The organism is Citrobacter sp. wls708, from assembly GCF_005281255.1.
Taxonomy (GTDB): Bacteria; Pseudomonadota; Gammaproteobacteria; order Enterobacterales; family Enterobacteriaceae; genus Citrobacter; species Citrobacter werkmanii.
This window is the reverse complement of record NZ_SZXE01000023.1, coordinates 48420-64579: the sequence shown is the minus strand read 5'-3', so window position 1 is coordinate 64579 and position 16160 is coordinate 48420. Positions and strand designations below refer to the sequence as shown.

Genomic DNA, 16160 nt, shown 5'->3' with positions numbered 1-16160 from the left:
GTCTAACAGAGAACCGTTTTTCAGTGCGCATCTTAACTGGTAACATTAGCCTCTTTTTTTAAGGAGCCTGACATGACTAAGCAGCCCGAAGACTGGCTCGACGACGTTCCCGGTGATGACATCGAAGACGAAGACGATGAAATTATCTGGGTCAGTAAAAGTGAAATAAAACGTGACGCCGAGGAGTTAAAACGCCTGGGTGTGGAACTGGTAGAACTGGGGAAAAACGCGCTGGATAAAATCCCCCTCGACGCGGATTTACGTGCCGCCATTGAGCTGGCCCAGCGCATTAAGATGGAAGGTCGCCGCCGCCAGCTGCAGCTGATTGGCAAAATGTTGCGCCAGCGCGATGTTGATCCTATCCGTCAGGCGCTGGACAAGCTGAAAAACCGTCACAACCAGCAGGTTGTTGTCTTCCATAAGCTGGAGCAACTACGTGACCGTATGGTTGACGGCAGCGATGAAGCCATCGAAGAAGTGATGAACCTGTGGCCTGACGCCGACCGTCAGCAACTGCGTTCTCTGGTGCGTAACGCCAGGAAAGAAAAAGCGGGCAACAAGCCGCCGAAATCAGCGCGTCAGATTTTCCAGTACCTGCGAGAACTGGCAGAAAACGAGGCGTAACCTCTTCGTCTGCCGAAAGTGCCGGATGGCGGTGCAAATACCTTATCCGGCCTACAACGCATCGTAGGCCCGGTAAGCGTAGCGCCACCGGGCATTTTTTACTCTTCTTCTGCCTGAGCTTTCTTCGCCAGGCCATCCAGCAGTTTTTGATGGATGCCGCCAAACCCGCCGTTGCTCATCACCAGGATATGATCGCCAGGCTGTGCGGTTTTCACCACCATATCTGCCAGCGCATCGACATCGCCGCTCCAGTGCGCAGGCTGAACGCAGGCTTCAGCGACTTCCGCCACTTGCCACGGAATATGCGGTGGTTGCAGCAGGAACACTTCATCCGCGCGTCCTAACGACGGCGCCAGATCGTCTTTGCTCAGGCCCATTTTCATGGTGTTCGACCGAGGTTCCAGTACCGCGATAATGCGCGCGGTGCCGCCCACTTTACCGCGCAGTGCGGCAAGCGTTGCCAGAATCGCCGTCGGGTGGTGAGCAAAATCGTCATACACCGTCACGCCGTTTGCTTCGCCGCGCAGTTCAAGACGACGACGGGCGTTGATGAACGAGCCCAGCGCATTCGCCGCGTCGGCAGGCGCTACGCCAACATGACGGGCAGCCGCAATCGCCATCAGACCGTTGTGCATGTTATGTTCGCCGACCAGGCCCCACTTCACCTCGCCCACTTTTTCACCGTCCAGCCACACTTCCCAAACGGATGCATCGGTGGTCAGCTTTTTCGCCTGCCAGTGACCCTGTTCACCCACCAGCTCTTGTTCGCTCCAGCAGCCCATCGCCATCGTCTGTTTCAGATTGATGTCGTTTTCCGGGTAGATGATGCGTCCCTGGCCCGGCACGATACGTACCAGGTGATGGAACTGTTTCTGAATAGCTTTCAGATCGTCAAAGATGTCCGCGTGATCGAACTCAAGGTTATTGAGGATCAGCGTACGCGGGCAGTAATGCACAAATTTAGAACGCTTATCGAAGAAGGCGCAGTCGTACTCATCCGCCTCAATCACGAAGAAGTCGCTTTCGCCCAGACGCGCAGAAACCTCAAAGTTGCCCGGTACGCCGCCGATCACAAAGCCAGGCTTATAGCCGCAGGCTTCAAGGATCCAGGTCGCCATTCCGGCAGTGGTGGTTTTACCGTGCGTACCCGCAACCGCCAGTACCCAGCGATCGCGCAGCACAAAGTCATGCAGCCATTGCGGGCCGGACATGTATGGAATGTTTTTCTCAAGCACCGCTTCCACGCAGGGATTACCACGGGTCATGGCGTTGCCGATGATCACCAGGTCCGGCTGCGGGTCGAGCTGGCTGGCATCGTAACCCTGAATTAAATCAATGCCTTGCTTCTCAAGTAAGGTACTCATCGGCGGATACACATTGGCGTCCGAACCGGTTACTTCATGACCAAGCGAGCGCGCCAGCATCGCCAGACCGCCCATGAAAGTGCCACAAATTCCCAAAATATGAATGCGCATACGTCACTATCCTTTTTTAATCTGGGGGCCATTTTACGCACATGTCCGGCAAGTGAGAAACGCATTTCAGGATATTCCGTAGTTTGCTGGCGCGATTCACCTAAGCGCAACAATGGAAATATTTGTTAATATTGTTGCGGTCGCTTTACTCCACATAAATTGCAGGGAAAGTGTTATGAAAACGTTAGGTGAATTTATTGTCGAAAAGCAGCACGAGTTTTCTCATGCTACCGGTGAACTCACTGCTTTGCTGTCGGCAATAAAGCTGGGCGCCAAGATCATCCACCGCGATATCAACAAGGCCGGTCTGGTCGATATCCTGGGTGCCAGCGGTGCTGAGAACGTGCAGGGAGAGGTTCAGCAGAAACTCGATCTGTTCGCGAACGAAAAACTGAAAGCTGCACTGAAGGCGCGCGACATTGTGGCGGGCATTGCCTCGGAAGAAGAGGATGAAATCGTCGTCTTCGAAGGCTGCGAACACGCAAAATATGTTGTGCTAATGGATCCGCTGGATGGCTCATCCAACATCGATGTTAACGTCTCTGTCGGTACGATTTTCTCTATTTACCGCCGCGTAACCCCAGTCGGCACACCGGTCACGGAAGAGGATTTCCTGCAGCCGGGCAACAAGCAGGTTGCTGCGGGCTACGTGGTTTATGGTTCTTCCACCATGCTGGTATATACCACCGGCTGTGGCGTACATGCCTTTACCTACGATCCTTCTCTGGGCGTATTCTGCCTCAGCCAGGAACGTATGCGCTTCCCGGTAAAAGGCAGCACGTACTCCATTAACGAAGGCAACTACATCAAATTCCCGAATGGCGTGAAGAAGTACATTAAATTCTGTCAGGAAGAAGATAAGTCAACCCAGCGCCCGTACACCTCGCGCTACATTGGCTCTCTGGTTGCGGATTTCCATCGCAATCTGCTGAAGGGCGGGATCTACCTGTACCCAAGCACCGCCAGCCACCCGCAAGGGAAACTGCGTCTGCTGTACGAATGCAACCCGATGGCCTTCCTGGCCGAGCAGGCGGGCGGCAAAGCCAGCGATGGTAAAGAACGTATTCTGGATATCATTCCGGAAAGCCTGCACCAGCGCCGTTCCTTCTTCGTGGGCAATGACCATATGGTTGAAGATGTAGAACGCTTTATCCGCGAGTTCCCGGACGCGTAAACGCCCTATCCCGGCCTACTGTACGTTGTAGGCCGGATAAGCGAAGTCGCAATCGGCATGATGCAGTGACCAACTGCGCATTATCAGGCCTACGTTCGGTTACGTTGTCTGTAGCTTAAACGCCGCCATCGCCTCCAGCAGCGCATGTGACTGCTCTTCCAACGAGCGGGTAGCCGCTGAAGACTGCTGTACCAGTGCCGCATTTTGCTGCGCCGTTTCATCCATCTGAATCACCGCGATATTCACCTGCTCTATGCCGCGACTCTGCTCCTGGGACGCGCTGGCGATTTCACGCATCAGCTTAGTCATGCGCATCACCTCAGTGGCAATCTCATCCATGGTTTCGCCCGCCTGCTGCGCCAGCTCGCTCCCTTCACCGACGTGAGTGTGCGAATCGCTGATTAACGCGCGGATCTCTTTTGCCGCTTCGGCGCTGCGGCTGGCCAGATTACGTACTTCACCTGCGACAACCGCAAAACCCCGTCCTTGCTCACCGGCCCGCGCCGCTTCAACGGAGGCATTGAGCGCCAGAATATTGGTCTGGAATGCGATGCCGTCAATCACGCTAAGGATGTCGGCAATACGACTGGAACTGCCGGCAATATCGCGCATTTTCTCGATCACATAGCACACCATCTCGCTGCCGCGATCGGCGGTATCCGATACCGATTTTGCCAACTGGTGCGCCTGTTCGGCGTTGTCCGCATTCTGTTTCACGGTCGCCGTTAACTCTTCCATGCTGGCGGCGGTCTGTTCCAGCGACGTGGCTGTCGATTCAGTACGCTGCGCCAGATGCTGGTTTCCGGCCGTCAGTTCACGGCTACCGATATCAATTTGCGAGCTGGCGTCACGCACGCGTTGCACCGAGTCGCCCAGCGCATGGCGCATTTCATCCATTGCCGCGTTGAGACGGTTGAATTCAGCGCTGGCCGACAGCGCGCTAACTGGTGACAAATCGCCTGTCGCCAGACGTTCCAGCTGTTCAACAATGTTATCCAGCGGTTTGAGAAACTTATTTCGCAGCATAAACCAAATAACCGCCAGCAAGGCGATGGCCGCCAGCATTGCTGCACTCATAATACCGTGATAAATCAATGAAGTAATAATGCGGGTAGAGGCGTATAGCCCCATCCCGCCGGTCAGCAACAGCAGAAACGCCAGCAGAGACAATAACACCAACAAACTTGATCGAATTGAAAGGGATTTTGGCATTGTTATATTTCCGGTTGTAGGGTTAAAACAGACCTGTACAGAACCTATCGACTACAACCGGAAAAAGTTTAGGTATTTAAATGTCTCTTGAAAAATCAGGACGTTACTTTGGTGTCGCCGCCGTGCTTACACGGCTGACCGGCGAGCTTTGACGATTTTCCCAAAGCACCGTGAGACCGCGTTGTAAGGCAATAAAAATAAACAATAAAATACCAATCGCGATCTTGGTCCACCAGGAACTTAATGTGCCGTCAAAATTAATGTAGGTCTGGATCAGGCCCTGAATAGCCACGCCAAACAAGGTGCCTAAAACCGTACCCACTCCGCCGCTCAACAGCGTACCGCCAATCACGACTGAGGCAATCGCATCCAGCTCGACACCGACGCCCGCCAGCGCATAACCGGCCTGGGTGTAAATTGAAAAAACAATGCCGGCAAGCGTAGCCAGGCCGGTAGACAACATATAAATACGGATGGTGGTGCTGCGGGTGGAGATCCCCATCAGGTTAGCAGAGGTGGCGTTGCCGCCAATCGCATATACTTGATTGCCAAACCGTGTACGGTGCGCCAGGAAGATGCCAATCACCACCACCGCCAGCATCAGCAAACCCATCGCACTCAGACGACCGCCGCCGGGAATTTTCCATGCCAGACTGGAGAGCATGTCATAAACCGGATGGTTAATTGGGATCGACTCTTCGGAAACCAGATAACTGACGCCGCGCAAAAAGAACATTCCCGCCAGGGTAATGATAAACGCCGGGATCTTCAGCGCATCAATCAGCAATCCCATAAACGCGCCAAACGCGCAGCCCATCAGCAAAATCAGCGGGAACGCCAGTAACGGAGAAATCCCCCAGTAGCCAATCGCCTTTGCCAGAAATACGCCGGTAAAGGCAATCACCGAGCCAACGGAAAGGTCGATCCCGCCAGAGAGAATCACGAAGGTCATGCCGACGGCGATAATCCCTAAAAAAGCGTTATCGGTCAGGATATTGCAAATCACCCGGGTGGAAGCAAAAGCCGGAAATTGCGTCAAGCAGTAGAGGTAGCCCAGCACAAACACGCCGAGGGTGATCATCAGCGGTAAATTACGTTTTATCATGACCACGCACTCCTTTTATCAGGCTGATAAAGCGTTGTGACTGCACAACCAGCACACACAACACCACGACGGCTTTGACCACCTGATTCAGTTCCGGCTGGAAGCCCGACAGTAAAATCCCGGTGTTCATCCCCTGAATAATTAACGCGCCTATCACCGACAGCAGCAGGTTAAAGCGCCCGCCCATCAGCGAACCGCCGCCAATGACCACCGCCAGAATAGCGTCCAGCTCCAGCCATAATCCGGCGTTATTCGCATCCGCGCCGCGAATATCCGCGGTAACAATGATCCCGGCGATAGCGGCACACAGGCCGCTCAAGACATAGGTAAGCATCACAATAATGCGGGTGTTGACCCCGGCGTTTTTCGCCGCGCGAATGTTGATACCCACCGCTTCAATAAACATGCCCAGCGCCGTTTTCCGCGTCAGCAGCCAGAACACCACCAGCGTCAGTAGCGCAATAATCACCGGCGTGGGGAACAGTAACAGTGAGCCGCTGCCAAGCCAGGAAAGCTCAGGCGAGTTGAAGGTGACGATCTGCCCGGAGGTGATCAACTGCGCAACGCCGCGCCCGGCAACCATCAGGATCAGCGTGGCGACGAACGGTTGGATCTTGAGGATGGCCACCAGAACTCCGTTCCACAATCCCGCCAGAATGCCGGAGCCTAAGGCGGCAAGCAGCACCACCGGCAGGCTGTGCCCGGCCACCGTCATCGCCGCGGTCGTCGCCCCGGCAATGGCCATCACAGCGCCAACGGAAAGATCAATGCCGCCAGTGGCAATCACCAGCGTCATACCAATCGCCAACAGCGCCACGGGTGCGGCGCGGTTGAGAATATCAATCGGGCTACCGAACAGACGACCATCCTGCAAAATCACCTGATAGAAGTGCGGCGCGACCAGACTGTCCACCAGCAGCACCAGCAGTAGCGCCACCAGCTGTGGCATTCCCTTGGGCCAATGAAACCGTCGTTCAGGCGGATTGGATTGAGGGAGAGATTGAGGCATCACCATAGTCTCCTTAGGCCGCAATGGCGTTCATGATCGCCGGGACGGACAATTCAGCCAGTGGGATCTCGGCCACCTGTTTGCGATCGCGCATAATAATGACCCGATCGGCATAACCCACCAGTTCTTCCAGTTCCGATGAGATAACCAGCAGGGCCAAACCATCGGCGCACAGCGTTTCGATCAGGCGGATGATCTCGGCATGCGCGCCGACGTCGATCCCGCGCGTGGGTTCATCGAGGATCAGAAATTGCGGTTTGGTCAGTAACCAGCGCGACAGCAAGACTTTTTGCTGATTGCCGCCGGAGAGAAATTCGATCGGTTGTTCAGCGTTAGGGGTGCGAATACCAAGCTGGCGAATAAAGCGCTCGGCAATCTCGTTTTGTTCTTTGCGGGGAATGGGGCGCAACCAACCGCGCTGCGCCTGCAACGCCAGAATGATATTTTCCCGCACCGAGGCGGCGGCAATAATGCCATCCGTTTTCCGATCCTCCGGGCAAAAACCGATCCCCAGGCACGAAGCCTGATGCGGCGATCGCAAGGTCTGCGGTTTACCTTTGATCAGTGCGCTGCCGCTGTCGGCGGGTTTGATGCCGAAGATCACCTCCGCCGTTTCCGTTCGCCCGGATCCCAGCAGTCCGGCGAGACCGACGATCTCACCGGGACGCACTTGCAGATCGAACGGGGCGATAGTGCCTTTCTTACCAAAATCACTAAACGCCGCCACCGGTTTATCGCTCAGCAACGTGCGGCCCGCACGCTGTAACGCGTGGGTATCCAGTTCGCGGCCCAGCATCATTTTGACCAGTTCGATCTGCGGCAGCGCATGGGTTTCACGGCAGCCCACAAAGCCGCCGTTACGCAGGACGGTGATGCGATCGCTGACCTGATAAACTTGATCGAGGAAGTGGGTGACGAAGATCAGACTGACGCCGCGATCGCGCAGATGCCGCATCAGGCCGAACAGCATTTCAACTTCCTGGGTATCGAGGCTGGCGGTAGGTTCATCGAGGATCAGTACCTTCGCAGAGAGATCGATCGCCCGACAAATGGCGACGATCTGCTGCATTGCCACGGAAAAGCGGTTCAGCGGCTCGCGCACATCAAGGGAAAAACCGTACGACGCCATCAGTTCCGTCGCGCGCTTTTCCATCTGTTTGCGCTGCAACAGGCCAAAGCGCCGCGGTTCGCGGCCAATAAACAAGTTATCCGCTACCGACATATTGGGCAGCAGGTTCACTTCCTGGTACACGGTGCCAATCCCCAGTTGCTGGGCATGGGCGGTATTTTTGGGGGAGACAGGCTGGCCTTCGAGCCAGATCGTGCCGCGATCGGCATGATATACACCGGTCAACGCTTTGATCAGCGTCGATTTCCCCGCCCCGTTTTCGCCGAGCAATGCCATGATCTCGCCGCGTCGCAGGCTGAAATCCACGTTATCCAGCGCTTTGACGCCGGGAAAGAATTTACTTAAGCCCTCTGTACGGAGGATTTCCTGGTATTGGTCGGTGGTCATGGCATTCCTCCGGTACGAGGTCACGGCGTTTCGTAGGCCTGATAAGCGCAGCGCCATCAGGCAACAAATGCCGGATGGCGGCGTAACGCCTTATCCGGCCTACAAAGAGCTTAATGTAGGCCGGGCAAACGCAGCGCCCCCGGCAGTTTCATGAAGGCTCAGTAGCCCATGTTTTTCTTCTTCTCTAACTCTTCTTTCGCGGTATCCGGCAGATAGAGGATCGATTTGGTAATGGTCAGCTTCTCAGGCATCGTGCCGTCTTTTTTGAATTTCTCCAGCGCGTCAAATGCCGGACCAGCCATATTCGGCGTCAGCTCGACGCTGGCGTTGGCTTCACCATCAATCATCGCTTTGTAGATATCCGGTACGCCGTCGATTGACCCCGTCAGAATATCTTTGCCTGGTTTCAGGCCCGCCTCTTTGATCGCCTGAATAGCGCCGATCGCCATGTCATCGTTGTGGGCGTAAACCATGCAGATGTTCTTGCCGTTGTTTTCCGCTTTAATAAAGCTCTCCATCACTTCTTTCCCTTTACTGCGGGTGAAGTCGCCGGACTGAGAGCGGATAATTTTGATGTTTGGCGCGTTAGCGATGGCTTCAGCGAACCCTTTCTTACGATCGATCGCCACGCTGGCGCCAACGGTTCCTTGTAGCTCAACGACGTTACACGGCTTGCCGTTCACTTCTTTAATCAGCCAGTCGCCGATTAATTTGCCTTCCAGCACGTTATCGGCGGTGACGGTAGTCATATAGAGAGATTTGTCTTTTACATCGATGGAACGATCGAGCAAAAAGACCGGAATGTCGGCATCTTTGGCCTCTTTTAACACCGGCTCCCAACCTGTTGCCACGACCGGTGCAATAAAGATGGCATCGACGCCCTGGGCAACAAATGAGCGGACTGCTTTAATCTGGTTTTCCTGCTTTTGCTGGCCGTCAGCGATTTTCAGCGTAATTCCGCGCTTTTCGGCCTCGCTTTTCGCCACGTTGGTTTCTGCGGCGCGCCAGCCGGATTCAGAGCCAACCTGCGAAAATCCTACGGTTAATGGGGCTGCCATTGCCATAGACGACATGGCTGCCGAAACTGCTGTGACTAAAAGTAAGCGCTTCCACATAAGTGCGTCCTCGTAGGGTGATTATTGTTGGTTAATAAACCGTCGCGAAAAAACTATAGACAATTGAGCATGTAACGGATTGCGTTACATCACACTTCAAAAAAGTAAATAAAACGTTAATCACAAGTTTGTAATCGCTTTCATATCACTATGAAAAATGCGGCTGAAGATATGGATTTTTCTGTCACCGGAGAGAGAGAAAAAGAAGAAAATGGACGCAGAGAAAGCGAAAACAAGCGGAGACATTCCGCGCGAGTTGGCTATAATACCCGCCACTTGTTTGCCATAGCTTATTTAAAGGAAACAGACATGAGCTTACTCAACGTCCCTGCCGGTAAAGACCTGCCGGAAGATATCTACGTTGTTATCGAGATCCCTGCCAACGCAGATCCGATCAAATACGAAGTTGACAAAGAGAGCGGCGCCCTGTTCGTTGACCGCTTCATGTCCACCGCGATGTTCTATCCGTGCAACTACGGTTACATCAACCACACTCTGTCTCTGGATGGCGATCCGGTTGACGTTCTGGTCCCGACTCCGTACCCGCTGGAGCCTGGTTCAGTGATCCGCTGCCGTCCGGTTGGCGTTCTGAAAATGACCGACGAATCCGGTGAAGATGCGAAACTGGTTGCGGTACCGCACACCAAGCTGAGCAAAGAATACGATCACATCAAAGATGTTTCCGACCTGCCGGAACTGCTGAAAGCGCAGATCACCCACTTCTTCGAGCATTATAAAGACCTCGAAGCGGGCAAATGGGTGAAAGTTGACGGTTGGGACAACGCTGAAGCTGCTAAAGCTGAAATCGTTGCTTCCTTCGAGCGCGCGAAGAAGTAATTCTTACTTTTGATGCTAAGCCCCGCATGTCGGGGCTTTTTTGTGTCCTGATGCGAGTGCGGCAGGCACATAAAACAACGCCACCCGAAGGTGGCGCGTTTTACTTATCGGGTATATATCAGTACTGGTCTCTGTCTAACCAGTTACCGCTTTCAATCAGCGTTAAGCCATCAACCGGACGTTGGTACACGTACATCCATGCACTTCCGTACGGCGTTTGAATTAGCTGGCGTGCGTATTCACCACCACGGGTACGCAGAGCGTCAAGCTCTGCCAGCGTGGCGTTATCAATACGATAAACTTCCCCGTGTACTGTTCCATTTCCCGGAACGGCGCCTGGATAGTGGCCCAGGCTGTACAACTGGTAGTTGTCGATACTGAAATTTCCCAGCAACAGGGCATTGGTCATCCAGTGGCTGTTGCCTTGTTTGGTTCGTAAACTGCCATAGACAAATATTCGCATTGCTAAAACTCGAACTGATAGAGCAAATCAAGTGCCTGATCTACGCCAGACACTGCTTCCAGATATAGCTTAGGCATCAGACGATAACGTAGCGTGAGTGTCGCTAAGGAGTCAAATATACCCACACCATATTTCACCTGCAGACCTGGCAGTACGTATCCGCTGACAACGACCTGAGATGAGTCACCCACCCCTTGCGTGTCCAGTGCCAGATTGCTTACGCCAAATGTCTCCCCGATTTTACCCACAACCTGACCACTTTGTGCAACCCCCAGTCCAATAAGCATTGAAGTCATCGCCGCACTGTCGCTCTGTTCACTATCCAGTCCTTGCCCACGAAGCAGGTAGGACAGCGCCATTTGCTGCGACATCGCCGGGTCGGAGAAGATCTCCGCTTTCGGTTCATCAGCCGTGCCCGTGACGCGAACGCCGGCGATCACGTCATCTTCTGTAGCATCCGGGTTACGAATCGCTTCAATATTGAGCAACGGCTGATCCGGCGGACCGGAGAATAACAGCTCGCCCTTACGCACAATCAGATCCTGACCATAGGCATGGAAGCGACCGCTCGGGATATTAATCTGCCCGTTAAGCCCCAGCCCCTGTTTATCCTGCACCACCTTCAGATCGCCCGTCAGACGCGCTTTCAAACCAAAGGCATCAAGACGCACGTTATTACCGACGTGGATATTCAGGTTGCTGTTGATCGGGATCCCGGCGGTCTGTGGTTTCTCGGGCTGCAGATCGTTATTAAGCATCACCATATCGCTGGACACCCCTACCGCGCTTTCCGGCAGATCGTGGACCACGATACGCGCCCACGGCACATCGACATTGCCGTTCAGGGTAAACAGGCTCGGTGTCGCTTCAAATTCCACATCCGGCGAGACATCCAGACGCACCATCGGCGGCACGGTGATCCGCACCCGGCTGCCTTTCGCCGCAACGCGCGCCCGCCAGTTGTCTATTTGACTCCAGTCTGCGTCGCCGCTCAGGTTGATTTCCCCCTGCTGCGTACGCACCACACCCGCCAACGTTGAGCGTGTTCCGGTGAAGTTAACGGCTAACTGGCTTGGCTGCATGTCAAACGGCATAAAGTTACCGTCGATATCCAGTCCGCTCAGTTGCAGTTGTCCAAGCAGTTGCGGGCTTTGCACATCGCCGCCCAGACGCAGGTTGGCGTTGATCGTCCCCGCGGCCTTTTCACCACGTGAGAAGATAGGGTTCACCATCGCCAGATTGAAGTTGCGGATATTGACGTTGCCGCCCAGGTTACGGCGCCCTTGTGGATCCGTCACCTGCACCTTTCCGTCAAACTGCCCGTTATTAGTCAGGCGAATCAGCCAGCCCAGCTCGGCACGGTTGTCGTGCAGGTCGGCGGTCAGATTCAACGTTTCAAATGCCACAGGCAGCGGCGCATCGTTCACGCTTTGCGTGACCTTCACGTTACGCCCGGAAAGCGTGACCTGCCCCTGCGGCAGCCCCTCTTTGGTCGTGTCCCAACTGACATCGGCTTTGCCGGTGAACACCCCGCTGGCCTGAGTCGTATCCGGCATAAACGGTTTCAGCATCGCCAGGTCGAAACGGTTGAGATTCACCACCGCGCGTCCTTCTGCACCAGCATCAATGGTTTGTGGTACGCACAGCTCCGCATTCGGGTTGTTCCAGCAATGCGGTCCAATGCTGATTTTTTGTTCCTGATTGCGATAATCCAACGCGATCGCACGATTGAGCGCCCACGGACCAACCGGCGTCTGGAAACGGGTATTGCTTAATTCCCCTTTCCAGCGCTGCTCTTTGCGATCAAAGCTGCCTGCCAGGGAGAGCTGCCCTGAGACCGGCTCGCCCTGGATGCGCAGCTGTAGCTCATGCTGCTTCTCACTGCCTTTGGCATCGAGCGTCACCAGGCCGATATTCACGTCCGGTTGTACAATCCGTTCTACGCGAACGTTGAGATTACCGGCGATTTGCTCCGCCGATTTCACGTCGCCTTCGACGCGAACCTGAGCAACGGAAAGCTCCTGCCAACGCAGGCCGCGGGCGGTGATGTCCGCCAGTAGTTGTGGCGCTTCTACCGTACCGCGAACTTTTACCAGCCCTTTCGCCGTACCGCCTAATCCCGGCAGCGCGTTATCCAGGCTCGGGGCATCAATCGTCGCGTCGAGATTGAGGTCCTTAACCCCCAGTTCCCCTTTCACGTCCGCACTGTTGCGCCCCAGTTCCAGATGCAGGCCCGGGATCGTCCACTGCAGGTAGCTGTTCCCCTTCAGCGAGCCGTTTACATTAACCTTGTTCTGCTTCACGTTACCGGTTAGCTTCAGCTCAGGAATCTCCATCTGCCAGCTTCCGCCGTACAGACTGCCGCGCGTTTTCACCAGACCATTCAGCTTTGACGGCCAGTCCGGGATTGTTTTCGCGGTGTTGATACCATCCAGCGTTAACTCCCCGCGCCAGCTGATCGCCTGCTGCCAGTCCACCAGCGCTTTCAGTTCGGTTTTCCCTTCCAGCGCCGCAATGCTCAGTTTGTCGAGATTAATCTGCTGTTCGTTGCCTTTGGCGTCCAGCGTAATGGTAGCCGGAGGAATATCCTGCCCTTTCACCGCGGTACGCATCGACAACGTATAGTCGGTCATTTTGCCGGTCAGCTTGAGCTTAATGTCATCGGCCTGGAATTGCTTGTCGCCGGTAAACGGCCAGTAAACCTGCTTACTCACCACTTCCAGATTGAGCGGTAATCCGGCTTCTGCCAGACGCGTTTGCGCACGCAGGTCCATATCAACCGGGCCAGACAGATTGACGCCGACTTCCAGCTGGTCACGCAGCGCGCCGCCGACCTTCAGCTTCACCTTTTCGCCTTTTAATGGATCGACGTTCAGCGTGCTGTTGAGGGTAATATCTACCGGCCATGTGTTGGTGAGCTGCGCCGTACCGCTGGCGTTTACCGTGCCCTGATTAGAGTCGATATCCAGCGCGTCGAGCTTCATGTTGCCGTCCATACTGCTCACTTTGAGCAGCATGTTATGCACCGTTAAATCCGTATCCCCGGTCACGCGCAGTTGCTCGCCGCGAAACTCTTCAATATTGAGGTTGAGCGGCAGATGGACATCGGTCATTTCCGGTAGCACCGGCTTTGAGAACAGATCTTTTAGCGTTTCACCGAGCGGTTTTTCATCCGGCTGCGGGTTTTGAATCTTCGGTTCAACGACCTCTTCCTGCGCCACTTCCGCCACTTTAGGCAGGGCAATCAGCAGGCCCTGTAATGACGTTGGCTTCAGGGTCAGCGTTTTTTCCTGCCAGTTCAGGCCGGAGGTAAAATCGAGCACTGAAACCGTGGTGTCATCGATTTTGATATTGATGTTGTTGAGCGCCACGCGTGAAAGCGTAATCGGATAAGGTGTGGAAAGGTTAAGCGGGCCACTATCCTCTTCCTCAACCGGTGCTGAAGGCGGCATCTTTTTGCTGTCGATCGCCACGTTGATATTTTTCAGCGACAGATCGTTGACGCACAGGCTGCTATCCCAAAGACACTCCAGCCCGACGGCCAGATGCACTTCGCCGGCATTCACCGCCACGCCAGGCTGGTCATAACGAATATTTTTGAGCGATAAATCCCGCCAGCCGCCGGTGACCTGACCAATTTCCAGCCCCGGAACCCAGCGATTAGCTCCTTTGAAGATCAGGTGCAGGCCCGAGGTGGTGCCGACAAGAAACGCCACCGTGCCTAACAACAGCAGGATAAAAATCAGCACGCCGAGGCTTATCTTCTTCCATAAACTCATAATTCAGGCCCCAGACCGATGTAAAACTGTAAACCATGTTCATCTTTGTCGCCGACAGGAACGGCAAAGTCGAGCTTGATGGGACCGACCGGCGATTGCCAGCGTACGCCGACCCCGGCGCCGGTTTTGAAATCGCTTTTGCGGATATCGCTGACCGCTTCGCCGCTATCGACAAACATCGCGCCCCACCATTTCCCGGTCACGTTGTACTGGTATTCCAGCGAGCCAGTTGCCAGCTTCGAGGCCCCTTTCAGCTTACCGTCGCTGCCTTCAGGCGAAATAGATTTGTATTTATAGCCGCGAATACTGCGATCGCCCCCGGCGAAGAAACGCAGATCCGGCGGCACTTTGTCGAAGTCCCCGGTTTCAATCCAGCCGAGGTTACCGCGCATCACAAAGCGATGCTTGTCGTACAGCGTGCGGATCCAGACGTTTTGCGCCTGGAAGACGGAGAAATCAACGTCTGAGCCCCAGGCCGTATTGGAGTAATCAATGGAATAACGCTGTGAATCGCCCCAGACGGGCATCAGACCGCCGCGCGAACGTGTCCGGCTAATCATCACGCCCGGATAGAGCAGCATGGTGGTATTGGTGACGTTACCCTGCGTAAAGTGGTCGAGGCTCCAGCGCAGGTTAATCGCGCGCTGCCAGCCACTGGAGAGATCCCAGTAGCGGGAAACCGCAAGCGTCGTGGAGTCCTGCTCGGTGTCGTTTAAATCGGTACGCTTAAAGCCGCCCTGCACCAGGTAATACTGCTCCAGCGGGTTCTTTAACAGCGGCATTTTATAGCTAAAATCAAGGACCTGCTCTGGCGCAGAGATGCTGGCGCTGGTGGTCAGGCTGTGGCCATAGGAGTTCATCCACGGCTTTTTCCACGAGGTCTTTACCCGTGGCCCGACGTCAGTGGAATAACCAACCCCGGTTTCGATAGTGTTTTCGGTGCGCGGCGAGACCACGCCTTTTAGCGGCAGCACTTTGGTTTTGCGGGCTTTATCAAATTCCGGCGCGACAACCACAGAATTAAACCATCCGGTCGCCGACAGACGACGGTTCAATTCCCCCAGATCTTTCGACTCGTACTCTTCACCTTCTTTAAATGGCACCAGGTTTTGCAGGTACTCATCACGAATTTGCGAGCCTTCAAAGGTGACATGCCCAAAGCGATAGCGTTCGCCGCTGTTGTAATCGATATCCCAGAACGCCTGACGGCGCTCAAGCGCTATTCCAAGCTGACTTTTATTAAATTCACTGTCGAAATAACCTTTGCGCAGCGCCACGCTGGTGAGGGATTTTTTGAAGTTGTCATAGTCTCCCTGATTCAGCACGGTGCCGATTGCCGGGCGCGTTTTCAGCAGATCCAGGTAATCTTTATCCGTACGCGCGCCACCGCGCAGAATCACTTCGGTGCCGCCAATCAGCACCGGCTCGCCGGGGGTTACTTTGGCAATCAGCACCTGGCGTCCTTTCGCCGGTGGCGGGCGCAGCTCAAAATCGATGGTCGGCTCAAAGTAGCCCAGCGCTTTTAGCCCTTCGCGGATGGCATCATCAACGCGCGCACGAAAGCGTCGGTCTGGCGTGACTTCATCACTTTGAATCGTGGACAGCTGCGCACGGACGTTTTTCTCCAGCGGTCCTGATAATCCTTCGACCTGTAAGCGAACATTCGCGGCGGCGGCGGAGCCACTTAAGCACAGTAATCCCACCCAACATAACTGACGGATATGTGGCACATTTTCTCCTGAATATCCTTTTTTCCCACCCCTGGAAAAAAATACTATGCCGTTCCTCGGCTTAACAAAAAATCAACAATAAGAGTTGAAAAACAGACGGCAACCCAAATATTTCTTATGT

At 54.6% G+C, this 16160-nt stretch carries 12 protein-coding genes; 3 read left to right on the top strand and 9 right to left on the bottom strand.

The window, feature by feature from the left end; translation table 11 throughout:
* Positions 1 to 72: 72 nt before the first annotated feature.
* A complete protein-coding gene (gene yjgA / locus FDW97_RS15885; RefSeq protein ID WP_038636638.1) occupies positions 73 to 624 on the top strand; it encodes a ribosome biogenesis factor YjgA in 552 nt (183 codons plus the stop codon).
* 98 nt (positions 625 to 722) lie between these two features.
* Here yjgA and mpl read toward each other — a convergent pair whose 3' ends face one another.
* Positions 723 to 2099 (bottom strand): UDP-N-acetylmuramate:L-alanyl-gamma-D-glutamyl-meso-diaminopimelate ligase, encoded by a 1377-nt coding sequence (gene mpl, locus FDW97_RS15880; RefSeq protein WP_038636634.1) that lies wholly within the window; start codon positions 2097 to 2099, stop codon positions 723 to 725.
* A gap of 175 nt (positions 2100 to 2274) precedes the next feature.
* On the opposite strand from mpl, the gene fbp reads away from it, so the two are divergent.
* Complete coding sequence (fbp, locus tag FDW97_RS15875) at positions 2275 to 3273, top strand: class 1 fructose-bisphosphatase (protein WP_032940279.1); 999 nt, start codon at positions 2275 to 2277, stop codon at positions 3271 to 3273.
* Positions 3274 to 3372: 99 nt separating this feature from the next.
* Here fbp and FDW97_RS15870 read toward each other — a convergent pair whose 3' ends face one another.
* The 5 genes from FDW97_RS15870 to ytfQ form a co-directional block, all read right to left on the bottom strand.
* Positions 3373 to 4485 carry a methyl-accepting chemotaxis protein gene (locus FDW97_RS15870; RefSeq protein ID WP_137351298.1) on the bottom strand — a complete coding sequence of 371 codons (1113 nt, stop codon included), beginning with the start codon at positions 4483 to 4485 and terminating at the stop codon, positions 3373 to 3375.
* A gap of 103 nt (positions 4486 to 4588) precedes the next feature.
* Positions 4589 to 5590 carry a galactofuranose ABC transporter, permease protein YjfF gene (yjfF, locus tag FDW97_RS15865; RefSeq protein WP_137351297.1) on the bottom strand — a complete coding sequence of 334 codons (1002 nt, stop codon included), beginning with the start codon at positions 5588 to 5590 and terminating at the stop codon, positions 4589 to 4591.
* Positions 5577 to 6599, bottom strand: coding sequence for a galactofuranose ABC transporter, ATP-binding protein YtfT (gene ytfT / locus FDW97_RS15860; protein ID WP_038642975.1), 1023 nt, complete (start codon positions 6597 to 6599; stop codon positions 5577 to 5579). The genes yjfF and ytfT overlap by 14 nt, the downstream gene beginning before the upstream one ends.
* A 13-nt stretch (positions 6600 to 6612) precedes the next feature.
* The gene (ytfR, locus tag FDW97_RS15855; RefSeq protein ID WP_137351296.1) at positions 6613 to 8115 is read right to left on the bottom strand and encodes a galactofuranose ABC transporter, ATP-binding protein YtfR; all 1503 of its coding nucleotides are present in this window, start codon (positions 8113 to 8115) and stop codon (positions 6613 to 6615) included.
* A 158-nt stretch (positions 8116 to 8273) separates the two neighbouring features.
* Positions 8274 to 9230, bottom strand: a complete 957-nt coding sequence (gene ytfQ / locus FDW97_RS15850) for a galactofuranose ABC transporter substrate-binding protein YtfQ (protein ID WP_006686362.1) — start codon at positions 9228 to 9230, stop codon at positions 8274 to 8276.
* Between the two features lie 309 nt (positions 9231 to 9539).
* Here ytfQ and ppa point away from each other — a divergent pair, with 309 nt between their 5' ends.
* Positions 9540 to 10067: an inorganic diphosphatase gene (ppa, locus tag FDW97_RS15845; protein ID WP_038636623.1), complete on the top strand. Its 528-nt coding sequence runs from the start codon at positions 9540 to 9542 to the stop codon at positions 10065 to 10067.
* Positions 10068 to 10185: 118 nt separating this feature from the next.
* Here the strand turns inward: ppa and FDW97_RS15840 are convergent, their stop codons facing one another.
* Genes FDW97_RS15840 through tamA form a run of 3 tightly spaced genes read right to left on the bottom strand, consistent with a single transcriptional unit; the run spans position 10186 to position 16039 of the window.
* Complete coding sequence (locus FDW97_RS15840) at positions 10186 to 10530, bottom strand: gamma-glutamylcyclotransferase (RefSeq protein WP_003025723.1); 345 nt, start codon at positions 10528 to 10530, stop codon at positions 10186 to 10188.
* 2 nt (positions 10531 to 10532) lie between these two features.
* Positions 10533 to 14309, bottom strand: coding sequence for an autotransporter assembly complex protein TamB (gene tamB / locus FDW97_RS15835; RefSeq protein WP_137351295.1), 3777 nt, complete (start codon positions 14307 to 14309; stop codon positions 10533 to 10535).
* Positions 14306 to 16039, bottom strand: a complete 1734-nt coding sequence (gene tamA / locus FDW97_RS15830; protein ID WP_038636617.1) for an autotransporter assembly complex protein TamA — start codon at positions 16037 to 16039, stop codon at positions 14306 to 14308. The genes tamB and tamA overlap by 4 nt, the downstream gene beginning before the upstream one ends.
* Positions 16040 to 16160: the final 121 nt, after the last annotated feature.